Raw genomic sequence first — 14,052 nt, 5'->3', positions numbered from 1 at the left:
TCGAAATGATTTGGTTAAAGGCTTAACATCAACCCGGCCAGCGCGGCGCTCATCAGATTGGCCAGGCTGCCGGCGACCAGCGCCTTCAGCCCCAGCTTGGCGATCATCGGCCGCTGATTGGGGGCAAGGTTGCCGGTCACCGCCATCTGGATCGCGATCGAGCTGAAATTGGCGAAACCACATAGGGCAAAGGTGATGATGGCGATGGTCGAGGGCGACAGGCCGTCCTGCACCTGGCCGAGATTGATGTAAGCGACGAATTCGTTGAGCACGACCTTTGTGCCGAACAGGCCGCCGGCCACCTGCGCCTCGTTCCAGGGAATGTTGAGCAGATACATGACCGGCGAGAAGACATAGCCGAGCAGCTGCTGGAAGCTGAGTTCGGGATAGCCGAAGATGCCGCCGATACCGCCGAGGATGCCGTTGGCGAGTGCCACCAGCGCGACGAAGGCCAGCACCATGGCGCCGACGGCGACGGCCAGCTTGACGCCGGTCTGGGCGCCCTGCGCCGCCGCCATGATGATGTTGGCGGGCTTTTCCTCGTCATGGGTGGCGACGGGCATGGGTTCGCCCGGCGTGGTTTCCGCGTTCAGCACCGCCGCGACCGCAGCCGCGCGGCGCGTTTCGGGCAGGTGGATATCATCCTCCAGCGGCAGTTCCGGTTCGCATTCCGGTTCGTCGGGCATCATGATCTTGGCCATCAGCAGGCCGCCGGGCGCCGCCATGAAGCTGGCCGCGAGCAGATAGTCGATCTTGATCCCCATCGAGGCATAGGCGGCGAGGATCGTGCCGGCGACGCCCGCCATGCCGCTGGTCATCACCGCGAACAGCTGCGGCCCGTTGAGGCCGGCGAGATAGGGACGGATCACCAGTGGGCTTTCGCTCTGGCCGACGAAGATGTTGGCCGCGGCGCACAGGCTTTCCACCTTCGACACGCCCGTCACCTTCTCGATCGCGCCGCCGACCCAGCGGACGATGAACTGCATGATGCCCAGATAATAGAGGATCGACACCAGGCTGGCGAAGAAGATGATCACCGGCAGTGCGGCGATGGCAAAGCTGGCGCCGCCGATTTCGGGCTTCGCCAGCGGGCCGAAGATGAAATTGGTCCCCGCCTGGGCATAGCCCAGCAGATTGGCGACGCCGTGCGACATGCCCGCGATGATGGCGCGTCCGGCCGGCACATAGAGCACCAACAGTGCGATCCCCGCCTGCAGCAGGAAGGCCGCGCCGACCACGCGCAGCCGGATCGCGCGGCGGTTGGAAGAGAGGGCAAAGGCAATGGCAAGAATCAGCAATATGCCGGCGAGGCCGATAAGAAGATGCATGAAGCGCTTTCGCGGGAATGGGCAAACCGCGCGACTATACAGGGCCAGCGCGCGGAAACCAGCAGGGAATCCCGCCCCGCGATATAAATGAGATAGCCTCGCTTTTTTCGCCCAAATCGATCAGAACCATGGCGACACAGAAGATGCGATGGGGAGAGGCGATGCTGATGGATACCGACAAGCCCGGTGCCGCTACGGAATGGCGGCGTCATTATATGCTGCCGATCGCGGCCGCGCTCGGCTATGCCACCAGCGTCATCCATATCTATGGGCTTGGCCCCTATATCCAGCCGATCAGCGACCAGTTTGGCTGGACGCGGACGCAGGTGACGGTGGGCCTGACCCTGTCCACCCTGGTCCAGGCCGTCTTTTCCGTGCCGATCGGCCTGATGGTCGACCGGCTGGGGCCACGCATCTTCGGGCTGGTCGGCGTGCTGCTGACCTGTGGCGCCTTTGCCCTGCTGGGCACGGCGACCGGCAGCCCCGGCCAATGGTATCTGCTCTGGGCGCTGCTGGCGCTCGCCACCCTGCCGGTGCAGGCGACGATCTGGACCAGCGCCGTCGCCACCCGGTTCGAGGCGTCACGCGGCCTGGCCTTTGCCATCACCCTGTGCGGCGCATCGATCGCGGTCGCCATCTTTCCGCTGATGGGCAGCTGGCTGATCGGCCAATATGGCTGGCAACGCGCCGCGCCGATCCAGGCGGCGATCTGGGCGGCGTGCAGCTTCCCGCTGATCTTCCTCTTCTTTCGTGGCGCGCGTGATCGGCGGCGCGGAGAAGCCGTTGTGGCCACCGCTGCGGCACCCGCTATCGGCGCCACGCTGGCCGAAGGGGTGCGCTCATCCATCTATCACCGCCTGCTGCTCGCCAGCCTGCTCTTCACCTTCACCATCATCGCGCTGGTCGTGCATTTCGTGCCGATCCTGACCGATCGCGGCGCGGACCCGATGCGCGCGGCCGGCATCGCATCGGTCGTGGGCCTCTGCTCGATCATCGGCCGGCTGGCGACCGGCCTGCTGCTCGACCGATTCCGTGGATCGCTGGTCGGTGCCGGCGTCTTCCTGCTGCCGGCGGCCGCCAGCCTGCTATTGCTGGGCGCCGGAAACAATGTCGCACTGCTGATCGCGGCGGCCGCGCTGATCGGCCTGACACTGGGCGCGGAGGTCGACGTGATCGTCTATCTCACCACCCAGCATTTCGGCCTCAAGACCTTTGGCGGCCTTTATGGCGGACTGCTGATGGCACTATCGGTTGGCACCGCCACCGGGCCATTGGGCGCGTCGGCGATTTTCGACCGATTCGGCAATTATGCGCCCTTCCTGTGGATAACGCTTGTCCTGATGGTCGGCAGCAGCCTGGCGCTTGCCAGCCTGCCGCGCCCGGCCTTTGCCCGGCCGCGCGGCCATTGAAGGGACCATTGACATAAAGCGCTACAAAGCCGCCACGTCGAGACATCGCGAGGATATATGGCGCGCCTAGTCCTGCCCTTCTGACAGTCCACAGACGACAGAAGGGTAGAGCGAGATGATGCAGGATGGCGCGCATGACGACCATGGCCATGGCCATGGCCTGGCCGATGACCTGGCGCAGATGCGCAAGCTGGCTGGCGAGGCGATCGGCCGCCGCCGCACGCTGCGCCTGCTCTTTTCGGCCGGCAGCGCCGCGCTGATCACCGCCTGCGGTGGCGGCGGCAGTGACAGCGACACTGACACATCGACCGCCACGCCGACGCCCACCCCTACCCCGACGCCAACACCCACGCCGACCCCGACGTCGAGCAGTTGCATCGCCGATCCGGAGGAAACCAACGGCCCCTATCCGGCGGACGGATCGAACAGCAGCAATGGCAGCGTCGTCAATGTGCTGGACGATACCGGCATCGTGCGCACCGACATACGGTCGAGCTTCGGATCGTCGAGCGGCACCGCCGAGGGCATCTATATGCAGCTGACCATCACGGTGGTGAACGTCAATGGCAGCTGCGCGCCGCTGGAGGGCTATGCCGTCTATATCTGGCATTGCACCCGCGACGGCCTCTATTCGCTCTACACCGTGCCAGGCGAAAATTACCTGCGCGGCGTGGGGGTGACCGATGCCAATGGCCAGGTGACCTTCACCAGCATCTTCCCCGGCTGCTATGACGGGCGCTTCCCGCATATCCATTTCGAGGTCTATCCCAGCCTCGCCAAGGCGACCAGCTATGCCAACCGCGTGCTGACGTCGCAGTTCGCGATGCCGACGGATGCCTGCAACACGGTCTATGCGACCAGCGGCTATTCCAGCAGCAAGACCAATTTCGCCAAGATCACCACCAGCAGCGACAATGTGTTCGGCGACAACACGTCGGCCCAGGTCGCGGCGATGACGCCCACCATGACCGGCGATACGACCAATGGCTTCACCGGCACGGTGACGGTCGGCATCGCCATCTGACAGGAATTATGCGGATGACTTTGCAGGGATCGCCTTCAATCGATATGCTGACCGCCAATATGGACGGATCGCGCATATTGGTGGTCGACGATGATGCGGACATCCGCATCCTGTTGTCGGATTTTCTGGAGCAGCATGGCTTTGCCGTGACCGCGGTCGCGGACGGCGTGGCGATGGATCAGGCGCTCGCCGTGCAGACATTCGACATCGCGGTGCTGGACGTGATGATGCCGGGCGAGGACGGGCTGTCGATTCTGCGCCGGCTGGCCGCGAACGGCGACCTGCCGATCATCATGCTGTCGGCGATCGGCGGCGATATCGACCGGATCGTCGGGCTGGAAATGGGGGCGGAGGATTATCTGCCCAAGCCGTGCAATCCGCGCGAACTGCTCGCCCGCGTCCGCACCGTGCTGCGCCGCAATCGCCGCCAGACATCGGAACCGCAGGTGCCCGCCGGGCAGCGGCTGCGCTTTGCCGGCTGGCAGGTCGACATGGGCGTGCGCCTGCTGACCGACCCTGACAATGTCGTCGTCACCTTGACCGATGGCGAGTTCCGCCTGCTGCGCGCCTTCATCGAGCATCCGCGCCGGGTGCTGAGCCGCGACCAGTTGCTCGACTATTCGGCCGGCAGCGACGCGGAAAGCTATGACCGGGCGATCGATGTCCAGGTCAGCCGCCTGCGCCGCAAGCTGGAGCGTGGCGAGATGGGCGACGAACTGGTCCGCACGATCCGCAACGAAGGCTATATGTTCACCGCCGAGGTCCGCCCGGCGTGAACCCGGCGATGCTGCCGGGCGCCGGCGAGCGGGGGCGCTACAACCCCTCGATCCTGACCCGGATCGTCTTTCTGGTCGCCGCGACCCTGTTGCTGGCGCTGGGCGCGATGATGCTGGTCGCCTTTCGCGGCCCCCCGCCCCATGCCCGGCCGATGATGCTGGTGGAGGCGACCGGCCTGCTGCGCGGCGGCACCCAGCCGCCCGGCAGCTGGCAGATCAGCCGCTATCAATCGGATCGCGCCCCCGCGCCCGACGCGGGGCAGGAAAGCAACCGTGCGGGGGCCGAGCGCATTGCCGGCCTGCTGGGCGTGCCGGCCAATGCGGTGGCGCTGATCCAGGAACGGCCGCCGATCGGCATGCCGCGCCCCGGACCGGAGATCGGGCCCCGACCCGACATGGGGATGGAGTTCGACCCCGGCCGGATGATGCTGCGCGGCAGCTTTGCCCTGGCCGTGCGCGAGGATGGCAGGAACTGGTCGGTGCTGCTGGGTCGGCAGGGGCCGAACTGGCGCTGGTATGCGATCACCCTGTCGCTGATGGCGGGCATCTTCATCCTGCTGCTGCTGCCGGCCTATTGGGTGGCGCGGCGCATTACCCAGCCGATCCGCCTGCTGGCCGAAGGGGCCGCGCGCGAGCGGCCGGAACGCGCCGAGCCGCTGCCGATCGGCGGCCCGCCCGAAGTGCGCGCCATGGGCATCGCCTATAATCACATGCGCGCGCGGATCGCCGATTATGTGTCGGAACGCACCGCCATGCTGGTGGCCATCGCCCATGACCTGCGCACGCCGATGACGCGCCTGTCCTTCCGCCTGGAACAATTGCCCGACGGCCCGCGCGCCAAGGCGCAGGCCGACGTGCAGGAAATGCGGGCGATGGTCACCGACCTGCTCGACTTCATGCGCGAAGGGACCGAAGGGCGCCAGCGCGCGCGCATCGACCTGTCGGCGATAGTCGAGACGCTGGCCGACGACCTGGCCGACATGGGCCATGATGTCGTCGTCACCGCCAGCCAGCGCGCCGTGATAGAGGGCGACGCGCTCGCGCTGCGCCGCTGCATCGGCAACATGGTCGAGAATGCGGTGCGCTATGGCGGATCGGCGCGGGTCAGCCTGCGCGTCGAGGGTAGCCGGGCGATCGTCGATGTGGTCGATTCCGGCCCCGGCGTTCCGCCCGAGATTCTCGACCGGCTGTGCGAGCCTTTCTATCGCGGCGAAGCGTCGCGCAATCGCGAGACCGGTGGCGTGGGCCTGGGCCTGTCGATCGCCCGCACCATTGCCGAGGGACATGAGGGTAGCATCGGCTTTGCCAACCGGGCCGAGGGCGGATTGCGCGCCACGGTGATCCTGCCGCTCGACCGCTAAAGCATCATTCCCTTCAGTTCCTGCAGCACCATCGCAGTCGGCATCGACAGGAACATCGCCACCAGAAAGGGCGCCAGCGTCGCCGCGATCAGGATCAGCAGGCTGCGCAGGTCGACCGGCAGGAAGCGCATGGCATAGACGTTGGAGACCACGCCATAGAGGTCGGCCGCCGCCGAAAAATCCGGCGCGGAGAGAAGATCGGGCTGTTCCTTCGCGCTGCCATCGAACCAGCGATCCTCGAACGACCGGCCCAGCGCCACCGCCAGCGCGCCATAATGCATCGCGTTGCGCCGCCAGGCCCGCGCCATGACCGGGCGGAACACGCCGAGCGGCGCAACGCACAGCAGCAGCACCAGCGCCACCGTGCCACCGATCAGGAAGCCGCCGGTCATCGGCGTCGCAGCGCCCTGGAGATGGACGTTGGCGAAACGGCCCGCGGTGATGCAGCCGATCCCCAGCGCAAAGGTGCCGAAGGCCCGGACCGACTGGGCCAGAAAGCCCAGGCCGCCGGCATTGTCGGGATGGGCGACGACCAGCCGCAGGTCCATGGCCGCGACCTTGTGCAGCAGCCGCGTCCACACGAGGATGCGCCAGAGCCAGCCCATGAGCAGTGTGAGCAACAGCGGCAGGCTGACCAGCATATGCCACCAGCCGGCCGCCGATAGCCGCCCCGGCCCGGCGATGGTCCAGGCCGGCAGGCCATGGTTCGAAATGCCGGTCGCGAACAACCACAGGATGATCGCATAGGCGGCGAGCAGCACCAGCAGTTCGGCGACCGGCGCACGCACCGCCGCGCGCGCTCTGGCCAGTTCAGCCTTCAATCCGTCCCCGGCATCGGGCGGGATCAGCCCGGAAATGGCGAAATGGCGCACCACCGCGCCCAGCCGCCGCGCGGTTTCGACATGGGCGACCAGCAGAAGCGGCACGGCAAAGGCGAAGCGGGCATGCGCCCCGACGTCGCGCAGGAAATGGCGCAGGTCGCCAGCCCGGTCATGGCCCGGCAGGACGAGGATGAGCAGCAGGAGCGCCAACCAGCCGATCGCCAGCGCAAGCAGGGCGCGGGCGCGCACCGTGGGCAGGGCCGGCACCGACAGACGGACAAGGCCAGGCAGCCCGCGCGGCGGCCCCCATTCGAACAGGTCGTGCCCTTCGGCGTCCGCTTCGTTGGTCACTTGCACGCCCTTCCGCTTCGCCTCGGCCCATGAGAACCGCGACGATAGGAAGCATGCCCTTCCCGCCTATCGGGATTTATGCTGAGCCGACCGGAAAATGGCGGCCGTCACGGGTTGGCGGACTTGCCGTCCTTCTTGGCCTTGTGCGCCTTGAGCAGCGCGTCGATCTCGACGATCCGCTCGCGTTCCGGCGTGCCCTTGGGCAGGCCCTTGAGGCGGCATTCGGCCCATAATTTGCGCCGCTCGGATTCCAACGCCTTGAGATAGAGATCGGCCATTGCAGCCTCCTGGATAAAGGAAAAGGGCCGGCGCCTCGCGACACCGGCCCTTTCATATCTTGTCTAGCCGGAAATCAGGCGGCCTTAATAGGGCCACCCTGATAAATCAGGCAGCCTTCGAACGGCTCATGCGCTTGCGCTCGTTCGGGTCGAGGTAGCGCTTGCGCAGACGGATGGTCTTGGGCGTGACTTCGACCATTTCATCGTCGTCGATGTAAGCGATCGCCTGTTCCAGCGTCATCTTCTTCGGCGGGGTCAGGCGGACGGCGTCGTCCTTGCCGCTGGCGCGGAAGTTGGTCAGCGCCTTCGACTTCATCGGGTTGACTTCGAGGTCTTCCGGCTTGGCGTTTTCGCCGATGATCATGCCTTCATAGAGGGCTTCGCCCACGCCGACGAACAGGATGCCGCGATCTTCCAGCGGACCCAGCGCATAGGCATTGGCTTCGCCGGCGCCGTTCGAGATCAGGACGCCATTCTTGCGGCCTTCGATCTTGCCCTTGTGGGGGCCGTACTTCTCGAACAGGCGGTTCATGATGCCGGTGCCGCGCGTGTCGGACAGGAATTCGCCATGATAGCCGATCAGGCCGCGCGAGGGCGCCGAGAAGGTGATGCGGGTCTTGCCGCCGCCCGAGGGACGCATGTCGGTCATCTCGGCCTTGCGGATGTTCATCTTGTCGACGACCGTGCCCGAGAATTCATCGTCCACGTCGATAACGACGGTTTCGTAAGGCTCGGTCTTGCCGCCATTCTCGTCTTCGCCGAACAGCACGCGGGGACGCGAGATGCCCAGTTCAAAGCCTTCGCGGCGCATGGTTTCGATGAGGACGCCCAGCTGCAGTTCGCCACGGCCGGCGACTTCGAAGCTGTCCTTGTCGTCCGATTCCGTCACCTTGATGGCAACGTTGGATTCGGCTTCGCGGGCCAGACGATCGCGGATCATGCGGCTCGTCACCTTGCTGCCTTCACGGCCGGCCATCGGCGAGTCGTTCACGGCAAAGCGCATCGACAGGGTTGGCGGATCGATCGGCTGCGCCTTGATCGGGGTGCTGACCTGCGGGTCGGAAATGGTGTTGGCCACAGTCGCGACGGTCAGGCCGGCGAGCGAGATGATGTCGCCTGCCTTGGCTTCCTCGACCGGCACGCGGTCCAGGCCCTGGAACGACATGATCTTCGACGCGCGGCCGGTTTCGATCACGTTTCCTTCGGCATCCAGCGCGTGGATCGGCTGGTTGACCTTGACCGTGCCCGACTGGACGCGGCCGGTCAGGATACGACCCAGGAAGTTGTCGCGGTCGAGCAGCGTCACGAGGAAGCTGAACGGCGCATCCTGGTCCAGCGACGGCGGCGGGACATGGTCGACGATCTTCTGGAACAGCGGCTCCAGCGTGCCTTCACGACGCTGCGAATCCTCGCTGGCATAGCCGTTGCGGCCCGATGCGTAGAGGACGGGGAAGTCGAGCTGTTCGTCGGTGGCGTCGAGCGTCACGAACAGGTCGAACACTTCGTCCAGCACTTCCTGGATGCGCTCGTCGGGTCGGTCGACCTTGTTGACGACGACGATCGGCTTGAGGCCGAGCGCCAGCGCCTTGCCGGTCACGAACTTGGTCTGCGGCATCGCGCCTTCCGACGAATCGACCAGCAGGATCACGCCGTCGACCATCGAGAGGATGCGCTCCACTTCGCCGCCGAAGTCGGCGTGGCCGGGCGTATCGACGATGTTGATGCGGGTGCCGTTCCATTCGACCGAGGTGGGCTTCGCCAGAATGGTGATGCCGCGTTCCTTTTCCAGGTCGTTCGAGTCCATGGCGCGCTCTTCGACGCGCTGGTTGTCGCGGAAGGTGCCGGACTGGCGGAAAAGCTGGTCGACGAGCGTGGTCTTGCCATGGTCGACGTGCGCGATGATCGCGATATTACGCAGGGACATGTCTTGCCTTTGGGATATGGGGCTCCCCTGGCCGACACAAGGCCGCGCAGAGGCTTCGGGCGCGCCCCTACAGGAAATGACGCGATGCGGCAAGGGCAGCGGAAGGATCGACCGGAGGGCAGATGAATATCCTGTCATGTTATGATGTTTCCCTTGCCCCGCTGTGGCAGCCGCCTATGACACCGCGTCAGGTTCGCACCCTGAAAAGAAAAGGACACCCCATGCGGCTGACCGCCACCCTTGGCTTTGCTTCCCTCCTCGCCCTTTCCCTGTCCCACCCCGCCCTCGCCCAGAAGGATGGCGCGCCCGACGCCGCCAAGCAGCATGCCGAGCAGACGGCAGACGAGATCGCCAAGAACTGGGCCAGCGCCCCGGTCGAGGAAGTGACCAAGACCAGCAAGGGCACGGCGAGCGTCGACGGCAAGTCGATCGCCTACACCGCGACCGCCGGCACGCTGACCATCCGCGATGCGCAGGGCAAGCCGACCGCCAGCGTCTTCTACACCGCCTATACCGCGCCGGGTAAGCATCGGCCGCTGACCTTCTTCTACAATGGCGGTCCCGGTTCGGCCTCGCTGTGGCTGCGCATGGGCAGCTTTGCGCCCGACCATGTCCGCACCGGCAATCCCGAAGCGGTCGCGCCCGCGCCCTTCGATGTCGGCCCCAATCCCGACAGCCTGATCGGCAGCACCGACATGGTGTTCCTGGACGCGGTGGGATCGGGCTATTCGCGGCCGCTGGGCGACGCCAAGGGCGCAGATTTCTATGGCGTCGACCAGGATGTCGATGCCTTTGCCAAGGCGATCCTGCGCTACACCACCAAGAATGGCCGCTGGGGCGACCCCAAATATATTTTCGGCGAAAGCTATGGCACCACCCGATCGGGCGCGCTCGCCTATCAGCTGGAAGATCGCGGCATGGCGCTGAACGGCGTCATCCTGCTGTCGTCGATCATGAACTATGGCATCCGCCAGTCGGGCTTCGACACCATCCATATCGGCTATCTGCCCAGCTATGCGGCGACCGCCTGGTATCATAACCGCGTCCCCGGCGGCCGCCCGGCCAGCCTGGAAGCCTTTGTCGAGGAAGCGCGCCAGTTCGCCAACGGCCCCTATGCCGCCGCGCTGCTGAAGGGCCAGGACATCAGCGCCCAGGAGGAAGAAGCCGTCGCCCAGCAGATGAGCCGCTTCACCGGCCTGTCGGTCGATTATTTGAAGCGCGCAAACCTGCGCGTCAGCCTCAGCCGCTTCCGCAAGGAATTGCTGCGCGGCGGGCGCGAGACGCTGGGCCGGTTCGACAGCCGCTACAAGGGGATCGACGAGGATGCGGCGGGCGAGGATCCCGAATATGATCCGTCCGACACCGCGATCAGCGGCCTCTATGTCGGCAGCTTCCTGGATCAGCTGACCAACAAGCTCGGCTATCAGACCGATCTCAGCTATCGGCTGAGCGCGCGGGAAGGCGGCGCCTTCAACTGGGACTGGAGCCATGAGCCGCCGTCGGGCCGCAAGCAGAATGTCGCCGACGTCACCGCCGACCTCAGCACCGCGATGCGCATCAACCCGCATCTGCGCGTGCTGTCACTGAACGGCTATTATGACATGGCGACGCCCTTCTTCTCGACCGAGCGCGACCTCAAGCACATGATGCTGGAGCCGGCGCTGCGGCCGAACCTGCAGTTCAAATATTATCCGGCGGGCCACATGGTCTATCTGAACCCGGAAGCGCTGCACCAGATGCGGCTGGATATGGAGCGCTACTACGCCGAGGGCGCGCGCTGATCTGATTTCCCGTCGTCATTCCCGCGAAGGCGGGAACCCATCTCCTGACTTGGCGCATAGTTGCATCGTCGGGAGATGGATCCCCGCTTCCGCGGGGATGACGGCGAGGGTCAATAGCGCAGCTTCGGATACCAGTCGGCCGGCCGCCCTTCGGGCGTCAGGTCGAGGATCGACCAGAGCGCGGCGATGTCGGGCGCGTCGCGGGGATCCTGGCCCGGATCGGCCATCTCCCGACCCATCTCGCTCATCCAGAAGAGCCGCACCTGATCGCCGTCGCGGCGATAGACGATCAGCGCAGGATATTCGCCGTCAGGCTGGAGCAGGTCGAGATCGCGCGCATAATCGTCGCCGATCGTCTGGATGAAGTCGGTGTTGCGCCAGCCCCGCTCCTGCGCGAAGGCGAATTGCCGTTCGACCGGGCTGCGGCTCAATATCTTGTAGGCAACGCGCTGCTTGATGTCGGCGGCATTGCCATCGACCGCGCCGATCCAGTTCGTACACATCGGGCAGGGTCGCTCGCGTTCGGGCCCATACATCCAATAATAGCTGACCAGCACATCCTTGTCGCCGAACAGGTCGATCAGGCCGACCTCGAAGCCCTGTTCGTCCTTGAAGCGATAATCCTTCGTGATCAGCGGGCCGGGCGGCAGCGCCTGGCGCTGGGCGGTCAGGCGGGTCATGTGGCGGCGAAATTCGATCTCCGCCGCCAGCAGATCCTGCCGCGCCTTGGCATAGTCCGCGCTTTCGCCCGGAAATGCCGGCTGGCGATGCGCCGCCATGTCGGCGGCCGCTGTCAATTGTTCGTCCATGGCCTCTCTCCTCCCGCGCCGAACGCGGCGCGGGAGGAGAAGGTTCAATGGTCGCTGGCAGCGAAGGCACCGATGCCGGTTTCCGCCCGCACCCGCTGGGCCGGATAGCCGGCCTCGTCCACCGCCGCGCGGGGCGAGCGGTCGAGCCGGGAGATCAGCCAGATGGCGATGAAGCCGGCCGGGACCGAGAAGATCGCCGCCGAGCTATAGGGGAAAGGCGCCAGGCCAAGGCCGAAGGTGGTGGTCCACACCGCCGGCGACAGCAGCGTCAGGACGAAGGCCGTCAGCAGCCCGATCGTGCCGCCCCAGGCCGCGCCACGGGTGGTGCAGCCGCTCCACAGCAGCGACAGGATCAGCACCGGGAAATTGCCCGATGCCGCCAGCGCGAAGGCGAGGCTGACCATGAAGGCGACATTCTGCTTCTCGAACACCAGCCCCAGCAGCACCGCCAGCGCGCCCAGCGCCAGGGTCGTGATCCGCGAGACGCGCAGTTCGTCGGCGGAGTTGGCCCGTCCCTGTTTCAGCACCGTGGCATAGAGGTCATGGCTGACCGCCGAGGCGGCCGACAAGGTGAGCCCCGCCACCACCGCCAGGATCGTCGCGAAGGCGACGGCCGAGATGAAGCCCAGGAAGGCGTTGCCGCCGACCGCGTGGGCGAGATGGATCGCGGCCATATTGCCACCGCCGCGCAGCGTGCCGTCCGCCATCTTGTAGCCGGCATCGGTGCCGACCAGAATGATCGCGCCGAAGCCGATGATGAAGGTGAGGATATAGAAATAGCCGATCCAGCCCGTCGCCCACAGCACCGACTTGCGGGCTTCCTTGGCGTCCGGGACGGTGAAGAAGCGCATCAAGATATGCGGCAGGCCGGCCGTGCCCAGCATCAGCGCGAGGCCGAAGGAGATGGCCGAGACCGGATCCTTGATGAAGCCGCCCGGCGCCATGATCGCGCGGCCCTTCGCTGCCGCTTCGACCGGGGTGGCACCGGCCGCCTGCGCAGCCGCGCTCTTCACCTCGACCGCGCGGGCGAACAGCGCTTCGAGCGAGAAGCCGAACTGGGCCAGCACCATCAGCGCCATGAAGCTGGCGCCGCCCAGCAGCAGCACCGCCTTGATGATCTGGACCCAGGTGGTCGCGCGCATGCCGCCGAACAGCACATAGAGCATCATCAGCGCGCCGACGATCACCACCGCCACCGCATAGGGCAGACCGAACAGCAATTTGATGAGCTGCCCCGCGCCCACCATCTGGGCGATCAGGTAGAAGCTGACCACCAGCAGGGTGGAGATGGCCGCGAAACTGCGCACCGGCGGCTGGGCGAAGCGGTAGGAGGCGACGTCGGCAAAGGTGAAGCGCCCAAGGTTGCGCAGCCGCTCCGCCATCAGGAACAGCAGGATCGGCCAGCCGACGAGGAAGCCGGTGGAGTAGATGAGGCCATCATAGCCGTCGGTGAAGATCTGCGCCGATATGCCGAGGAAGGAGGCGGCGGACATATAGTCGCCCGCCATGGCAAGGCCGTTCTGGAAACCGCTGATGCCGCCGCCCGCGGTGTAGAAGTCCGACGCGGTGCGGGTGCGCGCGGCCGCCGCCTTGGTTATCCACAGGGTCAGGCCGACAAAGGCGACGAACATCGCGATCGCCACCCAGTTGATCGGCTGACGCTGCGCCTCCCCTTCCAGTGCGGCGGCGAAGGCGGGAGCGGGCATCAGGGCAAGAACGGGGGCGAGCGCGCCGGCAAGCCGCGCCCTCATGCGCCATGATCCTTGAGGATGGCGGCCATCTGTGCGTCATGATGACGGTTGGCATAAGCGACATAGAGGCCGGTCAGCGCGATCGCGAGCAGGATGAGGCCGAGGCCGATCGGAATGCCGATCGAGGTGACGCCATCGCCGATCGGCATGCCCAGCAGCGCCTTGTCGAAGGCGATCAGCGCCAGATAGCCGACAAAGGCGGCGAAGATGATCGCCGAAAGCCACCAGCCCAGCCGCGCCCGCCGCGCCACCAGTTCGATATAGCGGGGATCGGCCCCCACCGCCGCGATCAGCGCCTCGTCCGTGCGCCCAGCCTCTTGCGTCATCCATGCTCCCCTGTTCTTGACCGCCATGCTAGCCGGGCGGCGAGCGATTGCAATGGCATGGCCCGAGCGCCTATATCTGCACGGAGAGAGACTTGCGGCCTTACTGTTTTATG

General features: G+C 65.9%; 12 protein-coding genes. 5 read left to right on the top strand and 7 right to left on the bottom strand.

From position 1 onward, the window contains the following. Positions 1–14: 14 nt before the first annotated feature. Complete coding sequence (locus tag HH800_RS24640; protein WP_004210148.1) at positions 15–1,328, bottom strand: NupC/NupG family nucleoside CNT transporter; 1,314 nt, start codon at positions 1,326–1,328, stop codon at positions 15–17. Positions 1,329–1,456: 128 nt separating this feature from the next. On the opposite strand from HH800_RS24640, the gene HH800_RS24635 reads away from it, so the two are divergent. The 4 genes from HH800_RS24635 (at position 1,457) to HH800_RS24620 (ending at position 5,898) form a co-directional block, all read left to right on the top strand. Beyond that, positions 1,457–2,737: an MFS transporter gene (locus tag HH800_RS24635; protein WP_235681972.1), complete on the top strand. Its 1,281-nt coding sequence runs from the start codon at positions 1,457–1,459 to the stop codon at positions 2,735–2,737. A 115-nt stretch (positions 2,738–2,852) separates the two neighbouring features. Continuing rightward, positions 2,853–3,761, top strand: coding sequence for an intradiol ring-cleavage dioxygenase (locus HH800_RS24630; RefSeq protein ID WP_169862993.1), 909 nt, complete (start codon positions 2,853–2,855; stop codon positions 3,759–3,761). A gap of 44 nt (positions 3,762–3,805) precedes the next feature. After that, on the top strand, positions 3,806–4,537 hold the full coding sequence (locus tag HH800_RS24625) for a response regulator (protein ID WP_169862991.1): 732 nt from the start codon (positions 3,806–3,808) through the stop codon (positions 4,535–4,537). Next, positions 4,534–5,898 carry a sensor histidine kinase gene (locus HH800_RS24620; protein WP_235681971.1) on the top strand — a complete coding sequence of 455 codons (1,365 nt, stop codon included), beginning with the start codon at positions 4,534–4,536 and terminating at the stop codon, positions 5,896–5,898. Before HH800_RS24625 ends, HH800_RS24620 begins: the two co-directional genes overlap by 4 nt. On the opposite strand, the gene HH800_RS24615 is transcribed toward HH800_RS24620, so the two are convergent. The 3 genes from HH800_RS24615 to typA all read right to left on the bottom strand — a co-directional run bounded on the left by HH800_RS24615 (position 5,895) and on the right by typA (position 9,272). Further along, on the bottom strand, positions 5,895–7,070 hold the full coding sequence (locus HH800_RS24615; protein WP_235681970.1) for a hypothetical protein: 1,176 nt from the start codon (positions 7,068–7,070) through the stop codon (positions 5,895–5,897). The genes HH800_RS24620 and HH800_RS24615 overlap by 4 nt on opposite strands. A gap of 107 nt (positions 7,071–7,177) precedes the next feature. After that, positions 7,178–7,348, bottom strand: coding sequence for a hypothetical protein (locus HH800_RS24610; RefSeq protein WP_004210141.1), 171 nt, complete (start codon positions 7,346–7,348; stop codon positions 7,178–7,180). A 106-nt stretch (positions 7,349–7,454) separates the two neighbouring features. Beyond that, positions 7,455–9,272, bottom strand: a complete 1,818-nt coding sequence (gene typA / locus HH800_RS24605) for a translational GTPase TypA (RefSeq protein WP_004210140.1) — start codon at positions 9,270–9,272, stop codon at positions 7,455–7,457. A gap of 221 nt (positions 9,273–9,493) precedes the next feature. On the opposite strand from typA, the gene HH800_RS24600 reads away from it, so the two are divergent. Further along, entirely contained in the window at positions 9,494–11,053 is a 1,560-nt protein-coding gene (locus HH800_RS24600) for a S10 family peptidase (protein ID WP_169862988.1), read from the top strand. A 110-nt stretch (positions 11,054–11,163) separates the two neighbouring features. Here the strand turns inward: HH800_RS24600 and HH800_RS24595 are convergent, their stop codons facing one another. The 3 genes from HH800_RS24595 to HH800_RS24585 are packed head-to-tail and all read right to left on the bottom strand — an operon-like array spanning position 11,164 to position 13,939. Further along, entirely contained in the window at positions 11,164–11,862 is a 699-nt protein-coding gene (locus HH800_RS24595) for a DUF899 family protein (protein ID WP_169862986.1), read from the bottom strand. A gap of 44 nt (positions 11,863–11,906) precedes the next feature. Then, positions 11,907–13,613 carry a cation acetate symporter gene (locus tag HH800_RS24590; protein WP_169862984.1) on the bottom strand — a complete coding sequence of 569 codons (1,707 nt, stop codon included), beginning with the start codon at positions 13,611–13,613 and terminating at the stop codon, positions 11,907–11,909. Next, entirely contained in the window at positions 13,610–13,939 is a 330-nt protein-coding gene (locus tag HH800_RS24585; protein ID WP_169862982.1) for a DUF485 domain-containing protein, read from the bottom strand. The genes HH800_RS24590 and HH800_RS24585 overlap by 4 nt, the downstream gene beginning before the upstream one ends. Between the last annotated feature and the right edge of the window lie 113 nt (positions 13,940–14,052).

This window comes from Sphingobium yanoikuyae (assembly GCF_013001025.1).
In the GTDB taxonomy this organism is placed as follows: Bacteria; Pseudomonadota; Alphaproteobacteria; order Sphingomonadales; family Sphingomonadaceae; genus Sphingobium; species Sphingobium yanoikuyae_A.
The sequence above is the reverse complement of the archived record's forward strand: the minus strand, read 5'-3'. Positions and strand labels throughout refer to the sequence as shown.